Annotated in this window: 20 protein-coding genes and 1 pseudogene; 4 read left to right on the top strand and 17 right to left on the bottom strand. The window is 58.4% G+C overall.

Going from position 1 to position 20934, the window contains the following annotated elements:
- Window positions 1-5: 5 nt before the first annotated feature.
- From ACLEXF_RS01955 to ACLEXF_RS01945, 3 genes are all read right to left on the bottom strand, one after another.
- Window positions 6-875, bottom strand: coding sequence for an aldo/keto reductase (locus ACLEXF_RS01955; RefSeq protein WP_023318057.1), 870 nt, complete (start codon window positions 873-875; stop codon window positions 6-8).
- Between the two features lie 78 nt (window positions 876-953).
- Complete coding sequence (locus ACLEXF_RS01950) at window positions 954-2156, bottom strand: MFS transporter (protein WP_017898782.1); 1203 nt, start codon at window positions 2154-2156, stop codon at window positions 954-956.
- 68 nt (window positions 2157-2224) lie between these two features.
- Window positions 2225-3358: an alpha/beta hydrolase gene (locus tag ACLEXF_RS01945; RefSeq protein ID WP_182937154.1), complete on the bottom strand. Its 1134-nt coding sequence runs from the start codon at window positions 3356-3358 to the stop codon at window positions 2225-2227.
- 169 nt (window positions 3359-3527) lie between these two features.
- Here ACLEXF_RS01945 and ACLEXF_RS01940 point away from each other — a divergent pair, with 169 nt between their 5' ends.
- Window positions 3528-4412, top strand: a complete 885-nt coding sequence (locus ACLEXF_RS01940; protein ID WP_094311602.1) for a LysR family transcriptional regulator — start codon at window positions 3528-3530, stop codon at window positions 4410-4412.
- Between the two features lie 90 nt (window positions 4413-4502).
- Here the strand turns inward: ACLEXF_RS01940 and ACLEXF_RS01935 are convergent, their stop codons facing one another.
- The 3 genes and pseudogenes from ACLEXF_RS01935 to ACLEXF_RS01925 form a co-directional block, all read right to left on the bottom strand.
- Window positions 4503-5516: a hypothetical protein gene (locus tag ACLEXF_RS01935; protein WP_407259834.1), complete on the bottom strand. Its 1014-nt coding sequence runs from the start codon at window positions 5514-5516 to the stop codon at window positions 4503-4505.
- 413 nt (window positions 5517-5929) lie between these two features.
- Complete coding sequence (locus ACLEXF_RS01930; RefSeq protein ID WP_032455964.1) at window positions 5930-7546, bottom strand: peptide ABC transporter substrate-binding protein; 1617 nt, start codon at window positions 7544-7546, stop codon at window positions 5930-5932.
- Window positions 7547-7660: pseudogene (locus ACLEXF_RS01925) on the bottom strand (hypothetical protein); the annotation flags it as partial.
- Between the two features lie 72 nt (window positions 7661-7732).
- Here ACLEXF_RS01925 and mpaA point away from each other — a divergent pair.
- Complete coding sequence (gene mpaA / locus ACLEXF_RS01920) at window positions 7733-8440, top strand: murein tripeptide amidase MpaA (protein WP_004203919.1); 708 nt, start codon at window positions 7733-7735, stop codon at window positions 8438-8440.
- A gap of 2 nt (window positions 8441-8442) precedes the next feature.
- On the opposite strand, the gene ycjG is transcribed toward mpaA, so the two are convergent.
- Complete coding sequence (gene ycjG / locus ACLEXF_RS01915; protein WP_043521190.1) at window positions 8443-9408, bottom strand: L-Ala-D/L-Glu epimerase; 966 nt, start codon at window positions 9406-9408, stop codon at window positions 8443-8445.
- A gap of 102 nt (window positions 9409-9510) precedes the next feature.
- On the opposite strand from ycjG, the gene tpx reads away from it, so the two are divergent.
- Window positions 9511-10017: a thiol peroxidase gene (gene tpx, locus ACLEXF_RS01910; RefSeq protein WP_004203917.1), complete on the top strand. Its 507-nt coding sequence runs from the start codon at window positions 9511-9513 to the stop codon at window positions 10015-10017.
- A gap of 70 nt (window positions 10018-10087) precedes the next feature.
- Here the strand turns inward: tpx and ACLEXF_RS01905 are convergent, their stop codons facing one another.
- From ACLEXF_RS01905 to pspA, 8 genes are all read right to left on the bottom strand, one after another.
- Window positions 10088-11140: an AbrB family transcriptional regulator gene (locus ACLEXF_RS01905; RefSeq protein ID WP_023318052.1), complete on the bottom strand. Its 1053-nt coding sequence runs from the start codon at window positions 11138-11140 to the stop codon at window positions 10088-10090.
- A gap of 100 nt (window positions 11141-11240) precedes the next feature.
- Window positions 11241-12782 (bottom strand): transcriptional regulator TyrR, encoded by a 1542-nt coding sequence (tyrR, locus tag ACLEXF_RS01900; RefSeq protein ID WP_423265717.1) that lies wholly within the window; start codon window positions 12780-12782, stop codon window positions 11241-11243.
- Window positions 12783-13009: 227 nt separating this feature from the next.
- On the bottom strand, window positions 13010-14071 hold the full coding sequence (locus ACLEXF_RS01895) for a YcjF family protein (RefSeq protein WP_053810517.1): 1062 nt from the start codon (window positions 14069-14071) through the stop codon (window positions 13010-13012).
- Window positions 14068-15465 carry a YcjX family protein gene (locus ACLEXF_RS01890; RefSeq protein ID WP_017900791.1) on the bottom strand — a complete coding sequence of 466 codons (1398 nt, stop codon included), beginning with the start codon at window positions 15463-15465 and terminating at the stop codon, window positions 14068-14070. Before ACLEXF_RS01890 ends, ACLEXF_RS01895 begins: the two co-directional genes overlap by 4 nt.
- A gap of 102 nt (window positions 15466-15567) precedes the next feature.
- Window positions 15568-15786 carry a phage shock protein PspD gene (gene pspD / locus ACLEXF_RS01885; RefSeq protein ID WP_002901915.1) on the bottom strand — a complete coding sequence of 73 codons (219 nt, stop codon included), beginning with the start codon at window positions 15784-15786 and terminating at the stop codon, window positions 15568-15570.
- Window positions 15787-15814: 28 nt separating this feature from the next.
- A complete protein-coding gene (gene pspC / locus ACLEXF_RS01880; protein ID WP_004203911.1) occupies window positions 15815-16174 on the bottom strand; it encodes an envelope stress response membrane protein PspC in 360 nt (119 codons plus the stop codon).
- Window positions 16174-16398 carry an envelope stress response membrane protein PspB gene (gene pspB, locus ACLEXF_RS01875; protein ID WP_002901911.1) on the bottom strand — a complete coding sequence of 75 codons (225 nt, stop codon included), beginning with the start codon at window positions 16396-16398 and terminating at the stop codon, window positions 16174-16176. Before pspB ends, pspC begins: the two co-directional genes overlap by 1 nt.
- Before the next feature lie 55 nt (window positions 16399-16453).
- Window positions 16454-17122, bottom strand: a complete 669-nt coding sequence (pspA, locus tag ACLEXF_RS01870) for a phage shock protein PspA (RefSeq protein WP_004203910.1) — start codon at window positions 17120-17122, stop codon at window positions 16454-16456.
- Window positions 17123-17274: 152 nt separating this feature from the next.
- On the opposite strand from pspA, the gene pspF reads away from it, so the two are divergent.
- Window positions 17275-18264 carry a phage shock protein operon transcriptional activator gene (gene pspF / locus ACLEXF_RS01865; RefSeq protein WP_074195238.1) on the top strand — a complete coding sequence of 330 codons (990 nt, stop codon included), beginning with the start codon at window positions 17275-17277 and terminating at the stop codon, window positions 18262-18264.
- Here the strand turns inward: pspF and ACLEXF_RS01860 are convergent.
- Both ACLEXF_RS01860 and ACLEXF_RS01855 read right to left on the bottom strand, forming a co-directional pair.
- On the bottom strand, window positions 18255-19646 hold the full coding sequence (locus tag ACLEXF_RS01860) for an MFS transporter (protein ID WP_064177923.1): 1392 nt from the start codon (window positions 19644-19646) through the stop codon (window positions 18255-18257). The two genes, pspF and ACLEXF_RS01860, sit on opposite strands and share 10 nt — an antisense overlap.
- A gap of 25 nt (window positions 19647-19671) precedes the next feature.
- A complete protein-coding gene (locus ACLEXF_RS01855) occupies window positions 19672-20841 on the bottom strand; it encodes a M20 aminoacylase family protein (RefSeq protein ID WP_060656242.1) in 1170 nt (389 codons plus the stop codon).
- Between the last annotated feature and the right edge of the window lie 93 nt (window positions 20842-20934).

Genomic DNA, 20934 nt, shown 5'->3' with positions numbered 1-20934 from the left:
CGCGATCAGTCGTGGATTTTCACCCCCAGACAACCGCGAACGAATTCAGGGTTAAAGTGTTTTACCGCTTCGCCGACATAGCCTAAATCCAGAGCGCTGATTTGCGCCATTTCGCGCACGGTGAGCGAGAAATCCCAGATGGCAAAGTTCTCTTCAATACGCTCCTGGCGGGTGGATTTTGGAATGACCGTGACGCCACGCTGCACGTTCCAGCGCAGGATAACCTGCGCAATGGTTTTATGATGGGCATCGGCAATCTCCTGCAGCGTTGCCTCTTCATACGGGTTATGTCTGCCGCCGCCTAACGGCGCCCAGGCCTCCGGCTGAACGTGATAGTGCTTCATGGTTTCCAGCGCCGCGGGCTGGGCGAAATAAGGATGCAGTTCGACCTGGTTCACCATCGGCTTAATTCTGACGGTTTCGCAGAAGTTCGCTAACACATGGGCGTAGAAATTGGACACGCCAATCGCTTTCAGGATACCGGCCTCATAAGCCTCCTCCAGCGCGCGCCAGGCGCTGAAATAATCGCCCATCGCCTGATGCAACAGATAAAGATCGAAGTATTCCAGCCCGGATTTTTTTAAGGACGCGGCGATACCGGCTTTCGCCATCCCGGCGTTGGCCATGTCCTGAACCCACAGTTTGGAGGTGATAAATAGCGCCTCGCGGGTACACAGACCTTCGGCGATGGCTTCGCGAACGGCCTCCCCCACCGCATCTTCATTATCGTAGACGGCAGCGGTATCGATAAGGCGATAGCCGGCACGAATAGCGTTCAGTACCGCCCGCTTACACTCTGCTTTATCGGTCACCTTAAAAACGCCAAAACCCAGCATCGGCATTTTACGGTTGTTACTTAATACACAATATTCCACGGTGCAGTCTCAGTTTGTTAAAAATTTCATGATAGACCAGAAACATCGCCGCGATTACCCCGTCATTTGTGATTTGACTTATGCATCCAGCTCATTAATCGCAGTGCGCTGATATCTCCTGTGTTTGACAGAAAGCAGGAAGCTCCCCCCTGCCGCGCCCAAAAGTAACAGACCGCTCAGAGCAAAAGTGCTGCGCCATCCCAGACTATCAAACACCAGGCCTCCTGCCGTTGACCCGAGGGCAATCGATAGTTGGATCACGGCGACCATCAGACCGCCGCCCGCCTCCGCATCCTCGGGCAGCGTCCGCGCAATCCATGTCCACCAGCCGGTGGGCGCTGCCGTCGCCAGCAGGCCCCACAGGCTTAACAGTACGGCGACTGAACCTGTGTGGTGCCCGGCCAGCAGAAGCGTTCCGGCAATCGCGGCCATTAACAAAGGGATAGCCACCAGTGTCGGATAAAACCGGGCGTTCAGAACGGTCGTAATAAGCAGCGTGCCGACAAAACCGGCGGCGCCAATCGCCAGTAATATCAGGGAGAGGCCAGAAGGCTTGACTCGAGTCACTATCTCCAGAAACGGTCGCACATAGGTAAATAAGGTAAACTGCCCCATAAAGAACAGCCCGCAGGCCAGCAATCCAAGGGATACCGTCGAGCGACGGAACAGACGCAGCACGGTTCCCTGCCGCTCTGGTGCGCGCTGACTTTTCATCGATGGCAGGCTAACGCATTGCCAGATGAAGGCTACCATCGCCAGCGGGACGAGACATAAAAAGGCGCCGCGCCAGCCGACGGTGGCCCCCAGGTAGCTGCCCAGCGGGGCCGCGACGACCGTGGCCAATGCGTTACCACCGTTAAAAATGGCCAGCGCGCGGGGAACCTGGCGTTGCGGCACCAGCCGAATGGCCGTTGCTGCCGACAATGACCAGAATCCGCCGATGACGATCCCGATGAGCGCCCTGCCCAGCATATAAACCGGAAAACTGGACGCCTGGGCAATCATCAATCCTGAGGCCGCCATCAGCGCCGTGAGCCCCAGCAGCAGCCATTTACGGTCCAGCGACCCGGTAAGAGGGGAAATCGTCAGGCTGGTCAGTACCGCCAGCGCGCCAGAAAGCGCGATCCCCTGGCCTGCTAATCCCTCGGTAATGTGTAAATCACCCGCGATGGGTGTCAACAGACTGACCGGCATAAACTCTGAGGCAATGAGCACAAATACGCAGAGCGTCATCGCCAGGACGCCGCTCCAGTATGCGCGGGTGTTATGTAATCCAGACATTATTTATCTCCGACAAAACAAAGCCGCCAGCAGGCGGCTTTGGGGATGTCTCCGGCACAGGAGAGCGATTACAGGTTGGTTTCGAAAAACTGCGCGAACGTCGCAAAGGGAATTTTGCCCGCGGCGTTGTCATAGAGATCGACATGGTTTGCCCCAGGGACAATCACCAGCGTTTTCTCTTTGCTGCCGATCGCCTTGAAAGCATCTTCGGCAAAATAGCGTGAATGGGCTTGTTCGCCGGTCACAATAAGCGTCGGAATAGTCACTTCGCTGGCGTAACTCAGCAGCGGCATATTCATAAACGACAGCGGCATCGTCGCATTCCATGCCCCGGTTGAATTAACCGAACGCGCATGGAAACCTCGCGGCATACGGTAATAATCGAAGAACTCTTTCAGCACCGGGTTGGGGTTGGCGGGCAAGGTTTCCGGCAAAATACGAGCGGCAGCGCTGACGTTGCCTTTATCATCAACATATATGTCATGCCCACCTGGGGCGAAAGTGCCGTTTGCCGCATCCTTCCAGCGCTGCGCGTTCAAGTACTGCAGTACCGCTCGGCGGTCGGCTGTCGTGTAGCGGTCTTTGCCATCGCCTACCCCATGACCCATCGCGCGGCTCATGTCATACATGACGCTGGTCGCCACCGCTTTGACGCGTGTATCCATCGCCGCGTCGTTTAGGGCCATACCCCCCCAGCCGCAAATGCCGAGCAAACCGATACGGTTGCGATCCACCTCTTTTTGCAGGCCCAGAAAGTCCACCGCGGCACTGAAATCCTCGGTATTGATATCCGGTGAGGCCACGTTGCGTGGGTAGCCACCGCTTTCGCCCGTATAGGATGGGTCAAACGCCAGGGTGACAAACCCCTGTTCGGCCAGCGTCTGGGCATACAGGCCGCTGGACTGCTCTTTTACCGCGCCGAAGGGACCGCTCACGGCAATAGCTGCCAGTTTGCGTTCACCGCGATCCTTCGGCAGGTAGAGATCTCCAACTAAGGTAATCCCGTAGCGGTTCTGAAAGGTCACCTTACGGTGATCCACTTTTGCGCTCTCCGGGAATGTTTTATCCCATTGTTCAATCAATGAAACAGGTGCGTTCGGGTTAGTTGTATCAGCATAACTCATCGTTGTGGCTCCACTTAATAAGGCGCATAGCAGCATGGCGGGTATCGTGGCTGTCATTTTTTTGCTGAAAACCGTCATTAAATCCCCCTAAGTAAACGTGTAAAAACCAGTCTCCAGAGGACAACGCTGCTGGACTTTGTTGTCATGCGCTTATTGTAGCTAGCAATAAAAGTGCTTATTAGAGGCTAAAAAATGCTAAGATTAATACCATTTAGTTCTAAATAGCGCGATTGTTACGAGGCGGAAGATGGCGAAACGGGAAAACTATAATGACCTCTACCTGTTTATGCAGGTGGTGCGGGAAGGCAGTTTTACCGCCGCAGCGCAACGACTGGGTCTGGCGCAGTCCGGGATCAGCCGTGCGGTTCGCGAACTCGAAGAGCGGCTGGGCGTTCAGCTTCTGGTGCGCACCACCCGCCGGTTGTCGCTCACTCAGGCGGGTGAGCAGCTCTATCACAATGTCGAATCCGGTTTCGACGCCTTAGATATGGGACTCGCCACGCTGGCCCATTATCGGCAAACACCGTCCGGTACGGTTCGCATCAATGCCAGCCAGCACGCTATTGATAAAGTTCTGCTGCCTAAGCTGGCGATATTTAAACAACGCTATCCCGATATCCGCCTGGAACTGATCACCGAAAGCCGGTTCGTCGATATTATTGCGGAGCGTTTCGATGCGGGCGTGCGTCTGGGCCCGGAAGTGGGGAGTGGCATGATTGCGGTACGTATTTCGCCCGATATGGAGATGGCGGTTGTCGGAACCCCGGAGCATTTTCGTCGCTACGGCTTTCCGCAAACCCCTGCCGATTTAACCGGTCATCCCTGCATCGCCTATCAGTTCGGCGACGGCAGCCTTTACGCCTGGGAACTTAACGTGGATGGCAAAAAAATCACTCATCCGCCGCAGGGACAGTGGGCTTTCGCCGATAGCTATATGGAAGCCAAAGCGGCCAGGCTCGGTCTGGGGCTGGCCTATGTCCCGGAAGAACTGATTACCGACGATCTAGCGCAGGGCACGCTTATCCGGGTGCTCCAGCGTTATAGCCAGCGTCTGGAAGGTTCATTTCTCTATTACCCGCACCGCAATGTATCGCCCGCGCTGAGAGCGGTCATTGATACATTGCGAATGTAGTAGAGGATGCCTGGATCGTGTTTAGAACTGTGGCAAAATGTACCTCTATCCGCACTAAATCAAGACTCAATATTCGCAGCCTTACGTGAGTCAGCCTCCCTGTGGAACCGGCTTTTTTAATATATCGTTAGCATTTTCAATGGGAAAACGGATATATCCTTCTTTTTTTTCACATTTTACAACTTCCACATTAATTTTATTTCCTCTAATATAGATAACACGGTAACTATCAGATGTTTCAGCGAGATACCTCGCATCCTTCCCTAACTCTGGAATCGTCCAGTACTTATTATTGCATTGAAAAGAGCTCCTGGTATCATAAGAATAAACCTTTTTCGTCACAGCATTAAATAACCAACCTGCGCTACCCAAATAAGAAATATAACTAATGCTAAAAAAAACGCAAGATAAACATAATATCGAATAATGGATCATCGAAGGCACTTTAATTTTTCTTATCCGGAATAAATCTGTTGTACCTTCTAAAATCATCCCCCCCACGTGGGAAGTAATCAAAAAAAATGGAATGGCAAACAGAATCGAGAATGACCAACTAATATAAGGAACTTTAGCGATATCAACATCAAAAAACTCTTTAACAAAACCATTTGCAATCATCTTAGAAAAAAACAATATAATCGAGAACACAATAAAAAGGATTTTATTTATTATTTTGACTATCTTTTCTTTTACTCTTGACATACACAGAAAATAATAATTAACAAACAAGAAAGTAAAATAGCCTGTTGAAATGGCTACGAGAGTAAGACCATAATTCAAATCACTCCCTGAAAATACTATTGAGCCTGATACAAAAAAAACCAGGATTAGTACCATCGAGTCTGTAATAATTCTTTTTAGCTTACCTCTTCGTCCGGGAAAGACACCTTTTATTTTCTTTTTCTCACTAGTTGCAAAGGTCGGAACAGAGTAGAAATTTATAATATATGTAGAAATTAATAACATACCAGTAAATATTATGATGATGAATAGATCAGTTTCCGGATGCTTCCTGGCATAGATCAAACTAAACAGGATGGCCAGCAATAGATTAAAACCAATCACTAATAGCATAGGTATTGAGCGAAGTATATTTGCCATCATTAATTTCCTTCTTTAACAAATAATATTGCAGACAGTTATAACAGAAATAGTTTCCCCTCGTCTATTCTATGGTGCTACCGAACATACCGGACATATGAAATCAATGTACATTGTTAGTAATTCAGGATTACAGAAAACTGGTATTTTCACTTAAGTCGTTCTTCGGTGCGACCAGTTACTAAACAGTTAATATGCAAAGGACAGCTTTTTTATATATTTCGAACATGGAATATTATTTAGTTCTGATTCATCATTATAGGAAGTGACGATATTAATTTTTAAGATCTGGCAAAGCTTAAAGCACCAAATTCTCAATTGGCTGATTTACTTATTAATAAATAACTGGCGCCGCAAGCCGCGCCAGTTCTGGGTTTATACGTGGTTACGTGGCGTAATCAGGAAACCAGTACCGATTAGTGCTTCACAATGTACATGGTACGGCTGTAGGCCACATCTTCCGGGTTGGTGATCGGGTAGCCTTTCAGCCACGGCTTAATCAGCCGACCGTTGGTGTACTGGTAGATCGGCGCAATTGGCGCTTTGGCCATAATGATCTTCTCCGCCGCGTTGTAATCGTCGTTACGCGCTTTGGCCGAATTCTCCACCGCCGCCTGGGCGAGGATTTTGTCGTACGCCGGATCGTTAAAGCGGGAAATATTTCCGCTGTGGGTGGAAGTCAGTAGCGACAGGAAAGTGGACGGCTCGTTGTAATCCCCTACCCAGGAGGCGCGGATCACATCGAAATTGCCGGTGTTGCGGCTGTCGATATAGGTTTTCCACTCCTGATTCTGCAGTTTCACATCCACGCCGAGGTTCTTTTTCCACATCGACGCCACTGCGATGGCAATCTTCTGATGGTTCTCAGAGGTATTATACAGCAGCGTCAGCTTCAGCGGGCGATTCGGGCCATAGCCGGCGGCGGCCAGCAGGGCTTTCGCCTGGGCGTTAAGCTCGGCCTGACTCATGCTCTCAAACTGCGACGGCTGCGGCGTGAAGCCCGCCGTTACGTCCGGTGTGAAACGCCAGGCCGGTTTTTCCCCGGTCCCTAGCACTTTCTCCGCCATCACCCGGCGATCGATGGTCATACTCAGCGCCAGTCGCACCCGCTCGTCCGCTGTCGGCCCTTTTTGGGTATTAAAGGCGTAATAGTAGGTGCCCAGCTGCGGCGGGGTATACACCTGTCCAGGAATATCCTTCAGCAGCTTCTGGTACATATTTTTCGGGAAAGATTCGGTGATATCGATATCGCCGGCCAGATAGCGCTTGGTGGCGGCGGACTCCTGGTTGATCGGCACAAAGGTGACCTGCTGGATCACCGTTTTGGCGTTATCCCAGTAGTGGTTGTTCGGCACCAGCACCAGCTTTTCATTCACGACGCGATCTTTCAGAACATAGGCGCCGTTGCCCACCAGGCTGCCGGGCCGCGTCCAGTTCGCGCCGCTGTCGACATTGGCTTTTTGCACCGGATAGAAGGCAAAGCTGGCGGTCAGGTTGCTGAACCATGGCAGCGGCTTATCCAGCTGCACCCGCAGGGTGTGGGCGTCGACGGCGGTGACCCCCAGGGTCTCCGGCGCGGCTTTGCCGTCGATGATGTTCTGCGCGTTGGCGATCCCCGCCAGCGCCGCGAACCAGGCGAACGGCGAAGTGGTTTTCGGATCCACCAGACGCCGCCAGCTATAGACGAAATCCTCGGCGGTGACCGGCGTACCGTCGGACCAGCGGGCGTTATCGCGCAGGGTAAAGGTCCAGACGCGGTTATCATTGCTCTGCCAGCGGGTCGCCACCCCCGGCACCAGGTTGCCTTTCGCATCCTGATTGACTAAACCTTCAAACAGATCGCGGATCACCTGGATTTCCGGCAGGCCCACCGCTTTGGCGGGATCTAACGAGGCGGGTTCATCTTTGATATGGCGCACCAACTGCTGTTTTTCCGCCAGTACCGTGCCCGGCGGTACGTCCGCCGCCCAGGCCAGAGAAGATACGCTGGCTAACCACAGCGCGCCGCATGTCAAAGCGACAGGATACTTCATAAGATCCCCTTTAAAATGAGAAAAAACACCGCCAACAGAGCGATAATTATTTGTTTCATCACCTGAAATTGCAAACAACATATGATAGAAAATTGATGTGCCGTCGGATTTCACGCCTCCGGGAATGGGTTTGATTCCAACACGCTTTTCGCCAACACTGAATAATAACGACACACAGGAAGCCCTATGTCTATTTCACGTCCTCGCCCGCAGCGCGGCGACTTTCCGCCGGGAACCCGGCAGTACGGCAGCTCGGAACTGGGCGCGCCGCTGCTGTGGTTTCCTGCGCCGATGGCCGACAGCCGCAGCGGCCTGATTATTGCCGGCACCCACGGCGATGAGAATTCGTCGATTGTGACCCTCTCCTGCGCCCTGCGCACCCTGAAGGCGGAGCTACGCCGCCACCACGTGGTCCTGACGGTCAATCCTGACGGCTGTCAGCTCGGGCTGCGCGCCAACGCCCGCGGCGTGGACCTCAACCGTAACTTTCCGGCCGCTAACTGGAGACAAGGGGAAACAGTGTACCGCTGGAACAGCGCGGCGGCGGAACGAGACGTGGTGCTGTTGACCGGCGAGCAGCCTGGTTCGGAGCGGGAGACCCAGGCCCTGTGTCAGTTGATCCATCAGATCCATCCGGCGTGGGTGGTCTCCTTTCACGATCCGCTGGCCTGCATCGAAGACCCGGGACACAGCCCGCTGGGACACTGGCTGGCGGACGCCTTCTCACTGCCGCTGGTGGGCAGCGTGGGCTACGACACCCCAGGTTCCTTTGGCAGCTGGTGCGCCGATATCGGGCTCCCCTGCATCACCGCCGAGTTTCCGCCGGTCTCCGCCGACGAGGCAACGGAGCGTTACCTGCCGGCGATGACCGACCTGCTGCGCTGGCAGGCTTAAACTTAAAGATGAAGCACGCCGGTGCTGAACCGCAGCGCCGGCTCAACGTCCACCGCCAGCCATGTCGGGCCGTCGAGGTCGGCGAAGCGCGCCAGCGGCGCCAGGGGGAGCGCGGCGGCGATCCCGCGCGAGGTGCAGAGCATACAGCCCAGCATCCGTTCAAAGCCCTGCCGTTCCGCCTCCCCGGCCAGGGCCAGCGCTTCGGTCAGGCCGCCGGTTTTGTCCAGTTTGATATTGATCATCTCATAGCGCCCGCGCAGCCTCGGCAGGCTCTCCCGGGTATGGCAGCTCTCGTCGGCGCAAATCGGTAACGGATGAACGAAGTTTTCCAGCGCCGCATCGGCGTCGGCGGGGAGCGGCTGCTCAAGCATCGCCACGCCGAGGTCCGCCAGCAGCTGGCAGCGCGCCGCCAGCCCCTCGCTGTGCCAGGATTCATTGGCATCGACAATCAACGTGGCCTGCGGCGCCGCCTGGCGAATAGCGATTAACCGCTCGCTGATAAGCCGGTCGTCGAGCTTCACCTTCAACAGTTGAGCACCCTTCTGCCACAGCGCCGCGGCGCTGGCCGCCATCTGATCCGCCGTGCCAATGACCACCGTCTGGGCGGTGATCACCCGCTCGGGCAACGTCACTCCCAGCAGTTGGGGCAAGGTTTTGCCTTCGCGCCGCGCCTGCAGATCCCACAGGGCGCAGTCAATGGCATTGCGCGCGGCGCCTGCAGGCAGCAGCCGCTGCAGCTGTTCGCGGGTAAGTCCCGCCTCCAGCTGCTCGCCGATAGCCATTACCTGGGCCATGACCGACGCGATGCTTTCGCCATAGCGTGGATAAGGCGTGCATTCGCCCACGCCTTTCACACCGTCCTCTTCCAGTTCCACCACCACCACTTTTGCTTCGCTGCGGCTGCCGCGGGCGATCACAAAGGGGGTGTGGAGCGGCCAGGCTTCCTCATACACTCGCACGTTACGCATTCCCTTGTCCTCTCTGGTCAATGTTAAATAGGGTTTGCCGTGTAGCTGGCGGATGTCATACACTACTCGCGACGTTAACTATATGTAAACAGGAAGATAACCATGTCACAAACCGTGCATTTCCAGGGCAACCCCGTTTCTGTTCAGGGCACCATTCCGCAGGCAGGCGCTAAAGCGCAGCCGTTTACGCTGGTCGCCAAAGATCTCTCTGACGTCGCGCTGAGCCAGTACGCCGGCAAACGTAAAGTACTGAATATTTTCCCGAGCATTGATACCGGCGTGTGCGCCGCATCAGTGCGTAAATTCAACCAGCTGGCCGCTGAACTGGACAACACCGTGGTGCTGTGCATTTCCGCTGACCTGCCGTTCGCCCAGTCTCGCTTCTGCGGCGCCGAAGGCCTGAGCAACGTGGTGACCCTTTCCACGCTGCGCGGCGCATCGTTCCTCGCTGACTACGGCGTCGCCATCTCTGCCGGTCCGCTGGCTGGCCTGGCCGCTCGCGCCGTGGTCGTTATCGATGAAAACGATCAGGTCGTCTACAGCCAGCTGGTGAACGAAATCACCGAAGAGCCAGACTACGACGCCGCGCTGGCCGCCCTGAAAGCCTGATAACAGACTGCCCTGGCGCATCGCGCCTGCGGACATTCGCTTTGCTCAGCCCCCGCTCTGCGGGGGCTTTTTATTGCCGCGGCGCATAGCGGGAAATCGTCCGCGCCATCGCCGGACCGGTCAGCAAAATGGTAAACAGCCGCAGCGTCTGCAGCGCCATGATGAACGACATATCCGCCCGGGTACCGGCGGCGATAATCGCCACGGTGTCCAGCCCGCCGGGGCTGGTGGCCAGATAGGCGGTCATAAAGTCCATCGGCAAAATATGAGTCAGGGCAAGGGCCATCAGGGCGCACATCAGGATCAGCCCGAGGATGGAGGCGATAATCTGCGGCAGCGTCTTCAGGGCCAGTAGAAAAACCGCTTTGTTAAACTGCAGGCCCACCGTCCAGCCCAGCACCGCGTAGGCCATCGCCAGCAACCACTCCGGCAGCTCCAGCATCACCCAGCCGCCGCCCTGGACCAGCGCGCCGAACAGCATCGGCAGCAGCATGGCTCCGGAAGGGATACGCAGCCGGGCGCCCAGCCAACAGGCCGCCGCCGTCAGCAACAGCGTGATAGGAAAATTGAGGGTCAACGGCGCAAACCAGACGATGGCCTGGCTCATTGCCTGCGCCTCGTTGCCCAGGGCATAGCGCACCACCAGCGCCGCAGCGCCGACGACAAACAGCACCCGTAGATACTGCATCAGCGCCACCAGCCGCACATCTGCCCCGTACTCCTGGGCCATCACTACCATTGCCGACGCCCCGCCGGGAGAGCTTCCCCAGGCGCCGGTGGCGCCCGGCAGCGCGCTATAGCGAACCAACAGCCAGCCGGTGAGACCACTGATCGCCAGGGTGGTCAACAGGATCGCCAGCACCAGCGCCCAGTTAGCGAACAGTACGCCAAAAACAGAGGGATTAATCGCCCTGGCGATCATGCAGCCAACAATGGCCTGCGCCGCCAGATAACAGGGGCGAGGGATGCTCAGCTTCACCCCGCGCAGGCTCAAAATGAGACCGGCGATCAGCGGCCCCAGCAGCAGCGCTGCCGGCAAATGAAGGCGTAACAGCAGCGAGGAAAAGAGAACGGAGAGCAGCAGCAATATCAGCCACTGCCCGATCGCGCGACGCGACGCCAAGATGCACCACCCCGGAAAAAGAATTAAAAAACCAGTATATACAGGTTTGGCCCGCTTTGCAGGCCGAATGCCGGCGACATAGGTCGCCGGCCTGGCGGGATTATTCGTCGCCCTTTTTCTGACTCAGACCATATTCACGCAGCTTATTAGCGATGGCGGTATGCGACACCCCCAGCCGCTTCGCCAGCTTACGGGTGCTGGGGTAGCTGCGATAGAGCTGGGTTAGCACCGAGCGCTCAAAACGGCGGGTAATGTCGTCCAGCGACCCTTCCATGACCTCCTCGCCCACCGGCAGCGAGGCGACGTCGTGGTCCGGCAGCAGAATGTCCTGCGGACGCAGTTCGAATCCTTCCAGCTGGGTTAGCGCGCGATAGACAGCATTTTTCAGCTGACGAACGTTGCCGGGCCAGCTGTAGCGGGTAAGCACCGTACTCAGGTCGGCGGAGAGCTTCGGCCGCGGGATCCCCTGCTCATCAGCAAAGCGGGCAACAAACAGCTCCGTCAGCGGCATAATGTCCTGCGGGCAGTCGCGCAGCGGCGGCAGATACAGGGTCAGGACGTTGAGGCGATAGTAGAGATCTTCGCGGAACAGCCCTTTCTGCACCAGCTCGACCAGGTTTTTCTGCGTCGCGCAGATCACCCGCACATCGACGTGTACTTCATGATCCTCGCCGACGCGGCGGAAGGTGCCGTCGTTGAGAAAGCGCAGCAGCTTGGTCTGCATTCGCGGCGACATCTCGCCAATTTCATCCAGCAGCACCGAACCGCCGTTGGCCTGCTCGAAGAAGCCTTTTTTGCCCTGCAGGGCGTCGCCGAACAGTTCGCTCTCGACCGCGTCCTCGGGAATGGAGCCACAGTTAAGCGCCAGATAGGGTTTGCCCGCCCGCGGGCTGGCCAGATGGCAGGCATGCGCCAGCAGATCTTTGCCGGTGCCCGTATCGCCGACAATCAACAGCGGCGCGCTGAGCATCGCCAGCTTGCGCGCTTGCTCCACCACGTGGCGCATTTTCGGCCCCACCGCGAGGATCTGACTGAAGGCGCTGGTGTCCTGGCTGGTCATGGTCTGCAGTTGGCGTCCCATGCGCACGGTTGAGCGCAGCATCGCCACGGCGCCGGTCAGCACTCGCTCGTTATGCTCCCCTTCAAGATAGACCGGGGTCACTTCCAGCAGGTAGTTCTGCCCGTTCACCACCACATGCTCCGCATGCGTCTCCTGCGGGCTACTTTCCAGCCAGCGCTGGACGTTGAAATCGGCGATCAGCTGGGCCACCGGATGGTTGCGCAGCTTCGCCTGGCTTTGGCCAAACAGCAGGCAGCTGGCGGGGTTGGCCAGTTCGACCCTGCCTTTGGTATCCAGCGACAGCACCGGCTCCGGCATCGCCACCAACAGCGCGCTGAGCGCAAGATGTTCACGCTCAGATGGCATCCACGGCACGGTGCGCACGTCTGTCACGCCGGCGATACGGCGGATCTCCGCCATCAGGCTGCTGAAGGTGGCGAACTCCAGTTCGGCAAAATTGAGGTAGATACGGCCAATAGGGTCAATATCGATACCACGCAGATCAATGCCGCGCAGCACCAGCAAATCGAGCAATTCACGAGTCAGACCGAGGCGGTCTTCACAAAAGACTTCAAGACGCATGGGAGTGTTCACCCTAAAAGTGCCAATGACCGGAGAATAATAGGCCAGGAATGGACTTTCGGGAAGCTAACTGTCAACAATTATTGACAGCATGGCGGAAAAATGGGCGTTGCGCCGTAAAGTCAGGCGGTCAGTGGTGAAATTGACGCCAGGGCGAGTCGGGATTCAACATAACCTCAAGGCCGGGCAAGGCGAAGCCGCCGCCCGGCAATGTCTCTGAGCGGAGGTTACTTCTCCGGACTGGTTTTGCTTTTCTGCAGGGTTTCTTTCAGCTGGCCAATCAGCTCGCGACGAAAATCGCCGAGCCGCGGTTTATCATCGGCGAGCCACGGCAGTGGGCGGCACAGCTCCATCGCCTTGATCCCGAGGCGGGCGGTGAGCAGGCCGGCGCCGATGCCCTGCGCAGCGCGCGCCGACAACCGGGCCGCCAGATCCTGCGACATCCAGTCCATGCCCACCTCGCGCACCAGTTCGCTGGCGCCGGCGAAAGCGATATTCAGCAGCACCAGGCGAAACAGGCGCAGGCGGCTGTAATACCCGAGCTCAATGCCGTACAGGGTGGCAATCCGGTTGATCAACCGCAGATTGCGCCAGGCGATAAACGCCATATCCACCAGCGCCAGCGGGCTGACGGCGATCATCAGCGTCGACTCCGCCGCCGAACGGCTGATTTCCCGCCGCGCCTGAGCATCAAGCACCGGCTGCACCAGTTGGGCATAGAGGCTGACCACTTCCCGGTCGCTTTGCGTTTCGTGGATGGCGGCATACCAGCGCTGCAGCGCCGGATGCGACTGATCCAGCCCGGCCTGCTGCGCCAGCTTCTCACAAAAGGCTTTCGCTTTACCGACCGCGTGACTGTGCAGCATATCGCGGGCTTCATCGCGTTCGTGGGCGCGCTGGCGCAGTCGCCACAGGCGGCGCCACTCGGTGGCCACCGATCCGACGCCGGCGCCGACGATCAGCGCCCCGGCGACGCAGCCGCCCAGCGCAATCCAGTCCTGGGTCTGCCAGGCGTTGGCGGTCCACTGCACCCCTTGCGCCACGACGCTGACGCCGAAGATCGCCAGGCCAGCGCTGACCATCCGCCGCCACAGACTGCGTTTCGGCCGCAGCACTGACTCCACCACCGCCTCTGCCGCCCCCTCTTCCTCTTCGCCGGTCACCAGACGCGCCGGCGCGAAGTTATCGGCTTCCAGTCGGTCGAAGGCGCGAGCGCTTTTCAGCGGCGGCGTTTTTTCCGCCTGCAGCGGGCCATCAAAATCAATCCGCGGTTTTAACGGTTCGCTCATCGCAGTTTATCTCCAATCAAAAATTCCAGCGCCGCGTCGAGGCGAATGTGCGGCAAGGGCCGATCGACATCCATGACCTGCGGACGAAAGTTTTCAAACTGAAAGCCCTGCTGCTGCCAGAAGGCCTGGCCCGGCAGGCGCGCCGGCACCTCGCCGGGATAGATGGTCAACGGCTGGCCGTCGCTCAGCCGATTGCCGCGCAGGGCGGGAATTTTCTCGCCGTTCAGCTCAATCAGCCCGCTCTGGGTCGCCTGAATGGACGCCAGCCCCAGGCAATCCATACTGATCCCCTCGAAGGCGGCATTCTGCCACGCATCCTGGATCAACTGCTGCAGGAGCGACACCATATTGCTGTGCTGATCCACCGTGACGTGGTCGGCTTTGGTGGCAGCGAACAGCAGCTTGTCGATGACCGGCGAAAACAGCCGGCGAAATAAGGTGCGCTGCCCGTAATGGAAACTTTGCATCAGCTGGGTCAGCGCCAGGCGCATATCGTTAAACGCCTGCGGCCCGCTGTTGAGCGGCTGCAGGCAGTCCACCAGCACAATCTGCCGGTCGAAGCGCAGGAAGTGCTCTTTGTAGAACCCCTTCACTACCTTTTCGCAGTAGTACTTATAGCGTTCGCGCAGCATGCCGGCGTTGCTGTGTTTATCAGCTTGCGCCAGCTTGGCTTCGCCGACGGCGTCGACGTCTGGCCATGGGAAGAACTGTAGCGCCGGCGCGCCGGCCATTTCGCCGGGCAGGACAAAGCGCCCGGGCTGGATAAAGTGCAACCCTTCGCGCTTACAGGCGTGCAGATAGTCCGTCCAGGCGGCGGCGATGTCGGCCAGACGGGCCTCGTCGGCAGGAGCCAGCGGATCCAGCCCGGCGCATAGCTGCCGCCAGCGGGCCGACCACTCTGCACGCTGTCCCTGCAGGAGTCCGGTCATCTGCCGCGACCAGCTCAGATAATCCTGCGCCAGCATCGGTAAATCGAGCAGCCACTCCCCCGGATAGTCGACAATCTCCAGATACAGCGTGGAGGTGTCTTTAAAGTGGCGCAGCAGGGAGTCATTGGAACGGTAGCGCAGCGCGAGACGGATCTCGCTCACGCCGCGCGTCGGGGTTGGCCACATGGGCGGCTGGCCGTACAGCTGGGCCAGCCCTTCATCGTAGGTGAATCGCGGAATGCCGAAGTCCCGCTGCGGCACGCGCTTGACCCCAAGCAGTCGCTCTTCGCGCGCGGCGCTCAGCAGCGGCAGGCGGGCGCCGGTGTGAATATTTAGCAGTTGGTTGACCAGCGCGGTGATAAACGCCGTTTTGCCGCTGCGGCTCAGGCCGGTCACCGCCAGGCGTAAATGCCGGTCAACCCCGCGGTTGACCAGCGCATTCAGTTCAGTTTTCAGTCGCTTCATCGCCAGTCCGTTATGCCCTGAAGGTGTGTCTCGTCATCATAAGCTATCCGCCGGGAATAAGCAGGACAACGTTAATCCTTTTGCGCCTTCCCCACGGCGGCGTTATTTCATCCCGCGCGTGACGCGGTTGGCCAGCCGGCTGAGCAGCGGCTCCAGCGCCACCGCCAGCAGCATTTTCAGCGGCCGCCGCGCGACCGATTTGACCGCCCAGCCGGCAACGCCCGCCGGGCCATAACGCAGCGCGGTCAGCAGCGCCAGCTTACCGACGATTTTCAGACCGGGCTTCACCTGCTGCCCGGCGCGTTGCCATTTGCTATTCATGCGTTGCCTCACTCGTTAACAACAGGGTTTACAGCTGACGAAAGCGGCTGCGCAGCGTAAAGGTGTCGGAGGTGACGTACCGTTCCATCTCACGCAGACGCTGTTCGCCGGAGGCCAGTTCGGCATCCACGGCGGCCAACAGATCGCCATTGCTCGGCGCTTTATGGCCGTACAGCTCACTGTCCGGCATCGGGTCCAGGGCGAAGGTCAGAATGATGTAGGCCACCAGGACGAAGAAAAAGAGGCCAAAAATCATCGCCAGCACGGTAATCAGGCGCACCAGCTTCACCGGGACGTCAAGATGCTGAGCAATGCCCGCGCAGACGCCCTTCACCATCCCGCGCTGCGGAATACGCCACAGTTTTTTATTCAGATCCAGTCCAGCCATTATTTGTCTCTCCAGTTCGGATGTTCGGCATCCAGGATCGCTTCCAGCGCCTGAATGCGCTCGCGCATCCGCTTCGCGTCATCGGTCAACTGCAGCAGCCGTTGCTGCTCATTTTGCGTCAGACTGCCGTTGGCGCCGCGATTGTTGTAGTGCAGCCACAGCCAGACCGGCAGAACAAACAGCACAAACAGCGTCAGCGGAATGGCGAGAAAAAGCATGCTCATGTGTACTCCTTACAGGGGGTGAGCCGCGGCGCAACGCCGCGCCGCGCAATCGTACTTACTGGTTGGACTGATTCATTTTGGCTTTCAACGCCGCCAGCTGCTCGCTGATTTCATCGTCCGCTTTCAGTTCGGCAAACTGCTGATCCAGCGTCTGCTGCTTGCCAAAGCGGTGGCTCTCCGCTTCCGCTTCCATCTGATCGATGCGACGCTCAAAGGATTCAAAGCGGGCCATCGCCTCATCCAGTTTACCGCTGTCCAGCTGGCGACGCACATCGCGCGACGAACTCGCCGCCTGATGACGCAGCGCCAGCGCCTGCTGACGAGCGCGGGTTTCGCTGAGTTTGTTCTCCAGCTCGCCAATCTCTTTCTTCATCCGCGCCAGCGTTTCATCCACCAGCTGCACTTCGTGGTCCAGCTGAGCAATAAGGTCGGTCAGCTTCTGTTTTTCGATCAGCGCCGCCCGGGCCAGATCCTCTTTCTCTTTGCGCAGGGCCAGCTCGGCCTTTTCCTGCCATTCCGCCTGCTGGGCGACCGCCTGCTCAATACGACGGGTCAGCTGTTTCTTTTCGGCCAGCGCGCGGGCCGACGTGGAACGTACCTCAACCAGCGTGTCTTCCATCTCCTGGATCATCAGACGCACCAGCTTTTGCGGGTCCTCCGCTTTCTCCAGCAGGGAGTTGATGTTGGCGTTCACGATGTCGGCAAAACGAGAAAAAATACCCATAATTTCAGTCCTCATAGTTCTGGTTGCAGGCATTCACCTGTGGGTTAGCTAATACAAATGGCGTGCCAACTTTTTATCTTATTGATTTTAAACAGAGTGGTTGCGAATTGCGCAGGGCATTGCTACAGTCACCTGGTTAATCCCACTATTTAATGGCGAAATTCATCATGGCGCAGTACAAGGATAATCTGCTGGGCGAGGCCAACAGCTTTCTCGAGGTGCTGGAACAGGTTTCCCGACTGGCTCCGCTGGATAAGCCGGTGCTGGTCATCGGCGAGCGCGGTACCGGGAAAGAGCTTATCGCCAACCGTCTGCACTACCTCTCCGCCCGCTGGCAGGGGCCGTTTATCTCGCTGAACTGCGCGGCGCTGAATGATAACCTGCTCGATTCGGAGCTGTTTGGCCACGAAGCCGGGGCCTTCACCGGCGCCAGCAAGCGCCATCCCGGGCGCTTCGAGCGCGCCGACGGCGGGACGCTGTTTCTCGATGAGCTGGCGACAGCCCCGATGCTGGTGCAGGAGAAGCTGTTAAGAGTGATTGAATATGGCGAGCTGGAGCGCGTGGGCGGCAGCCAGCCGCTGCAGGTTAACGTCCGGTTGGTGTGCGCCACCAACGCTGACCTGCCGCGGATGGTGGAGGAAGGCCATTTCCGCGCCGACCTGCTCGACCGTCTCGCCTTCGACGTGGTGCAGCTCCCGCCGCTGCGCGAACGGCAGAGCGATATCATGCTGCTCGCCAACCAGTTTGCCATTCAGATGTGCCGCGAGCTCGGCCTGCCGCTGTTTCCCGGCTTCAGCGAACGTGCCACCGCCACGCTGCTCGGCTACCGCTGGCCGGGGAATATTCGTGAACTGAAGAACGTCGTCGAGCGCTCGGTCTATCGCCACGGCGACAGCGAGCACGAGCTGGACGCCATTATCCTCAACCCTTTCCGTCAGACCGCCGCCTCCGAGCCGGAGACCGTGTCCGGGGACGAGCTGCCCGCCCTGCCGCTGGATCTGCGCGATTTTCAGCTACAGCAGGAAAAACGCCTGCTGCAGCGGAGTCTGCAGCAGGCGAAGTATCATCAGAAGCAGGCGGCGGAGCTGCTGGGGTTAACCTATCACCAGCTCCGCGCGCTGCTGAAAAAGCATCAGCTGTGAGAAGTGCGCGGCAGCAGCAGCGCGCTCACCGCCATCGCCCCCAGGCATAAGGCGGCGTTGAACCACAGGGCATACTGGGCGGCATGGGCCATGCCCAGCGGCAAAAACAGCGCGAAAAGTGACGCCGTCACGGCAATGCCCATCGCCCCGCCCAGCGAGCTGCCCATCTTGTAGATCCCCGAGGCGACGCCAATTTTGTTCTCCGGCGCGTTGGCCACCGCCGTATCCGTTGACGGCGTGGCGTAGCAGCCCAGGCCGAGGCCGAACAGCACGTTGCTGGCGAATACCACGCCGATATACAGCGCCTTATCGAGGAAGGTGCAGGATATCAGGCCGATAGCGATGGCGGTCAGCACCGGGCCGGCCATCATCGGCAGCCGGGCGCCATAGCGCTGCAGCAGCTTCTCGCCGACCCGGATCATCGCCAGGACGGTGACCAGATAGCCGAGGGTCATCATTCCGCTCTCCAGCGGCGTCAGGTGGTGCCCTTGCTGTAGCCAGATGCTGGCGATCATCATGGTGCCAATCGCCCCGTTGAGCAGAAAGTTCGATAGTACCGCCGCACCGTAGGCCCGGTTGCGAAACAGCGCAAAATCGATCAGCGCCGCCTCGCCTTTGCGCAGCCCGCTGCGAATAAACACCGCGCCAGCGATCAGCGCCCCCGCCAGCATGCTCAACGACAGCGGACTGGCCCAACCCCAGCCGTGGCCTTTGCTGATAAACAGGTTCACCAGCACCAGCCCGACGATCAGGCTCAGCAGGCCACCGACGTCCAGCTTATGCTGGCTGGCGCTGGCGCTGCGGCTCTCCGGCGTGCCGCGCAGCAAAAACAGCGCCAGCAGAGCGACGGCAATGGAGAAGACGAAGATCCAGCGCCAGCCCAGGCCGGTGGCGATAGCTCCGCCAACGAAAGAGCACAGGCCGCTGCCGCCCCACGAGCCGATGACCCAGAAGCTGACCGCCCGCTGACGCGCGCGTCCCTGGTACCAGGTTTTAATCAGCGCCAGCGTCGCCGGCATAATGCACGCCGCCGACAGTCCCTGCAGCACCCGGCCGGCGAGGAACAGCCCCGGCCCCTGGGCCAGTACCAGCATGGCGCTGCCGATGATGCTCAGCCCCAGTCCGAGGGTGGTCATCCGCATGCGGCCAAACTTGTCCGCCAGACCGCCGCTGGCCACCACGAAACAGCCGCTGAACAGCGCGCTGAGGCTGACGGCCAGGGTTAGGGTCTCAAGGGAAATATCAAGACTGCTTTTCATCGCCGGCACGACGTTAATCACCGACTGGGCAAACAGCCAGAAGGTTAAAACGCTCAGCACAATCCCTACCAGCAAACGATCGCTGCCGACAAAGGGGGTGTCGCTTACGGTGACAGTGCTCATTGCATGGCCCTCCCGTTTCCGGTGATTAACGCAGATAGTGTTCCGTCAGGCCGCACCACAGCGCCGCGCCGGTCAGCAACAGCGCGTCGTTGAAGTCATAGCCCGGGTTATGCACCATGCAGCGATCCGGCTCGTCGCCAGCGCCGATAGTGAAATAACTGCCGTGGGGGTGCTGCTCCAGCATGAAAGCGAAATCTTCACTGCCCATAAACGGCTTCACCTCGCCCACCTGCTCTGCGCCAAACAGCGCTGTCGCCACCTCCCGCACCATAGCGTTTGCCGCCGGATCGTTACGCAATACCGGGCTGCCGTTGACGTGGGTCAGCGTGGCCGTGGCGTTGAAGCTCTCCGCCTGGGCCACGGCAATGTCATGGATCCGCTGCAGCACGGTTTCACGTACCTGCTCATTGAGGGTGCGCACCGTGAGCTTCATCAGCACGTGATCGTTAATGATATTGGGCGCATGTCCGGCCTGGATGCTGCCGACGGTCACCACCGCCGGCTCAAACGGGGTGATATTGCGCGAGACGATGGACTGCAGCGCGAGGGTAATATGGCAGGCCACCAGCGTGGCATCCACCGTATGCTCCGGCACCGCGCCGTGGCCGCCAACGCCCTTCACTTCAATATGCAGCGTATCGGAGGAGGCCATCATCGCCCCGTCGCGCAGGCCGATTTTACCCAGCGGCTGACCCGGCATATTGTGCAGGCCGAAGATGGCGTCGCAGGGAAACTGGTCAAACAGACCGTCCTCGACCATTACCCGCCCACCGTACAGTAACTCTTCCGCGGGCTGGAAAATCAGCTGCAGCGTCCCGTTAAACTGGCGTGTGCGCGCCAGATATTCAGCCGCGTAGAGCAGCGTAGTGGTGTGCCCGTCATGGCCGCAGCCGTGAAAGCGCCCTTCGACCTGGCTTGCCCACGGCTTCCCGCTCCGCTCCTGCATCGGCAGCGCATCCATATCGGCCCGCAGGCCGAGGCGTTTTTTTCCGTGGCCGACGCGCAGCGTGCCCACCACTCCGGTGCCCGCCAGGCCGCGGTGAACCTCGTATCCCCACTCGCCAAGCAGTCGGGCGACCTCGCTGCTGGTCTGATGCTCTTCAAAGCCGATCTCCGGCTGCTGGTGGAACCGGCGACGTAAGGCAATAAATTGCGCCTCGTTGACCTGCAAGGCTTCAAGCAACGGATGTGTCATTTTTTTTATTCCTGTGTTGTGTTTGCACGACACTTTCGAGTTTATGCGGGTGAAACAGCTTTCAGGCGCGGTTTTTTGTTTTATATTGACGAG

Source organism: Klebsiella pneumoniae complex sp. WS1778, from assembly GCF_049472055.1.
GTDB classification, from domain to species: domain Bacteria; phylum Pseudomonadota; class Gammaproteobacteria; order Enterobacterales; family Enterobacteriaceae; genus Klebsiella; species Klebsiella quasipneumoniae.
The sequence above is the reverse complement of the archived record's forward strand: the minus strand, read 5'-3'. Positions and strand labels throughout refer to the sequence as shown.

Coding starts and splice junctions, on each gene's coding strand:
- ACLEXF_RS01950 (WP_017898782.1), bottom strand. CDS start 2,156: ATGTCTGGATTACATAACACCCGCGCATACTGGAGCGGCGTCCTGGCG.
- ACLEXF_RS01945 (WP_182937154.1), bottom strand. CDS start 3,358: ATGACGGTTTTCAGCAAAAAAATGACAGCCACGATACCCGCCATGCTG.
- ACLEXF_RS01940 (WP_094311602.1), top strand. CDS start 3,528: ATGGCGAAACGGGAAAACTATAATGACCTCTACCTGTTTATGCAGGTG.
- ACLEXF_RS01935 (WP_407259834.1), bottom strand. CDS start 5,516: ATGATGGCAAATATACTTCGCTCAATACCTATGCTATTAGTGATTGGT.
- ACLEXF_RS01930 (WP_032455964.1), bottom strand. CDS start 7,546: ATGAAGTATCCTGTCGCTTTGACATGCGGCGCGCTGTGGTTAGCCAGC.
- mpaA (WP_004203919.1), top strand. CDS start 7,733: ATGTCTATTTCACGTCCTCGCCCGCAGCGCGGCGACTTTCCGCCGGGA.
- ycjG (WP_043521190.1), bottom strand. CDS start 9,408: ATGCGTAACGTGCGAGTGTATGAGGAAGCCTGGCCGCTCCACACCCCC.
- tpx (WP_004203917.1), top strand. CDS start 9,511: ATGTCACAAACCGTGCATTTCCAGGGCAACCCCGTTTCTGTTCAGGGC.
- tyrR (WP_423265717.1), bottom strand. CDS start 12,782: ATGCGTCTTGAAGTCTTTTGTGAAGACCGCCTCGGTCTGACTCGTGAA.
- ACLEXF_RS01895 (WP_053810517.1), bottom strand. CDS start 14,071: ATGAGCGAACCGTTAAAACCGCGGATTGATTTTGATGGCCCGCTGCAG.
- ACLEXF_RS01890 (WP_017900791.1), bottom strand. CDS start 15,465: ATGAAGCGACTGAAAACTGAACTGAATGCGCTGGTCAACCGCGGGGTT.
- pspD (WP_002901915.1), bottom strand. CDS start 15,786: ATGAATAGCAAATGGCAACGCGCCGGGCAGCAGGTGAAGCCCGGTCTG.
- pspC (WP_004203911.1), bottom strand. CDS start 16,174: ATGGCTGGACTGGATCTGAATAAAAAACTGTGGCGTATTCCGCAGCGC.
- pspB (WP_002901911.1), bottom strand. CDS start 16,398: ATGAGCATGCTTTTTCTCGCCATTCCGCTGACGCTGTTTGTGCTGTTT.
- pspA (WP_004203910.1), bottom strand. CDS start 17,122: ATGGGTATTTTTTCTCGTTTTGCCGACATCGTGAACGCCAACATCAAC.
- pspF (WP_074195238.1), top strand. CDS start 17,275: ATGGCGAAATTCATCATGGCGCAGTACAAGGATAATCTGCTGGGCGAG.
- ACLEXF_RS01860 (WP_064177923.1), bottom strand. CDS start 19,646: ATGAGCACTGTCACCGTAAGCGACACCCCCTTTGTCGGCAGCGATCGT.
- ACLEXF_RS01855 (WP_060656242.1), bottom strand. CDS start 20,841: ATGACACATCCGTTGCTTGAAGCCTTGCAGGTCAACGAGGCGCAATTT.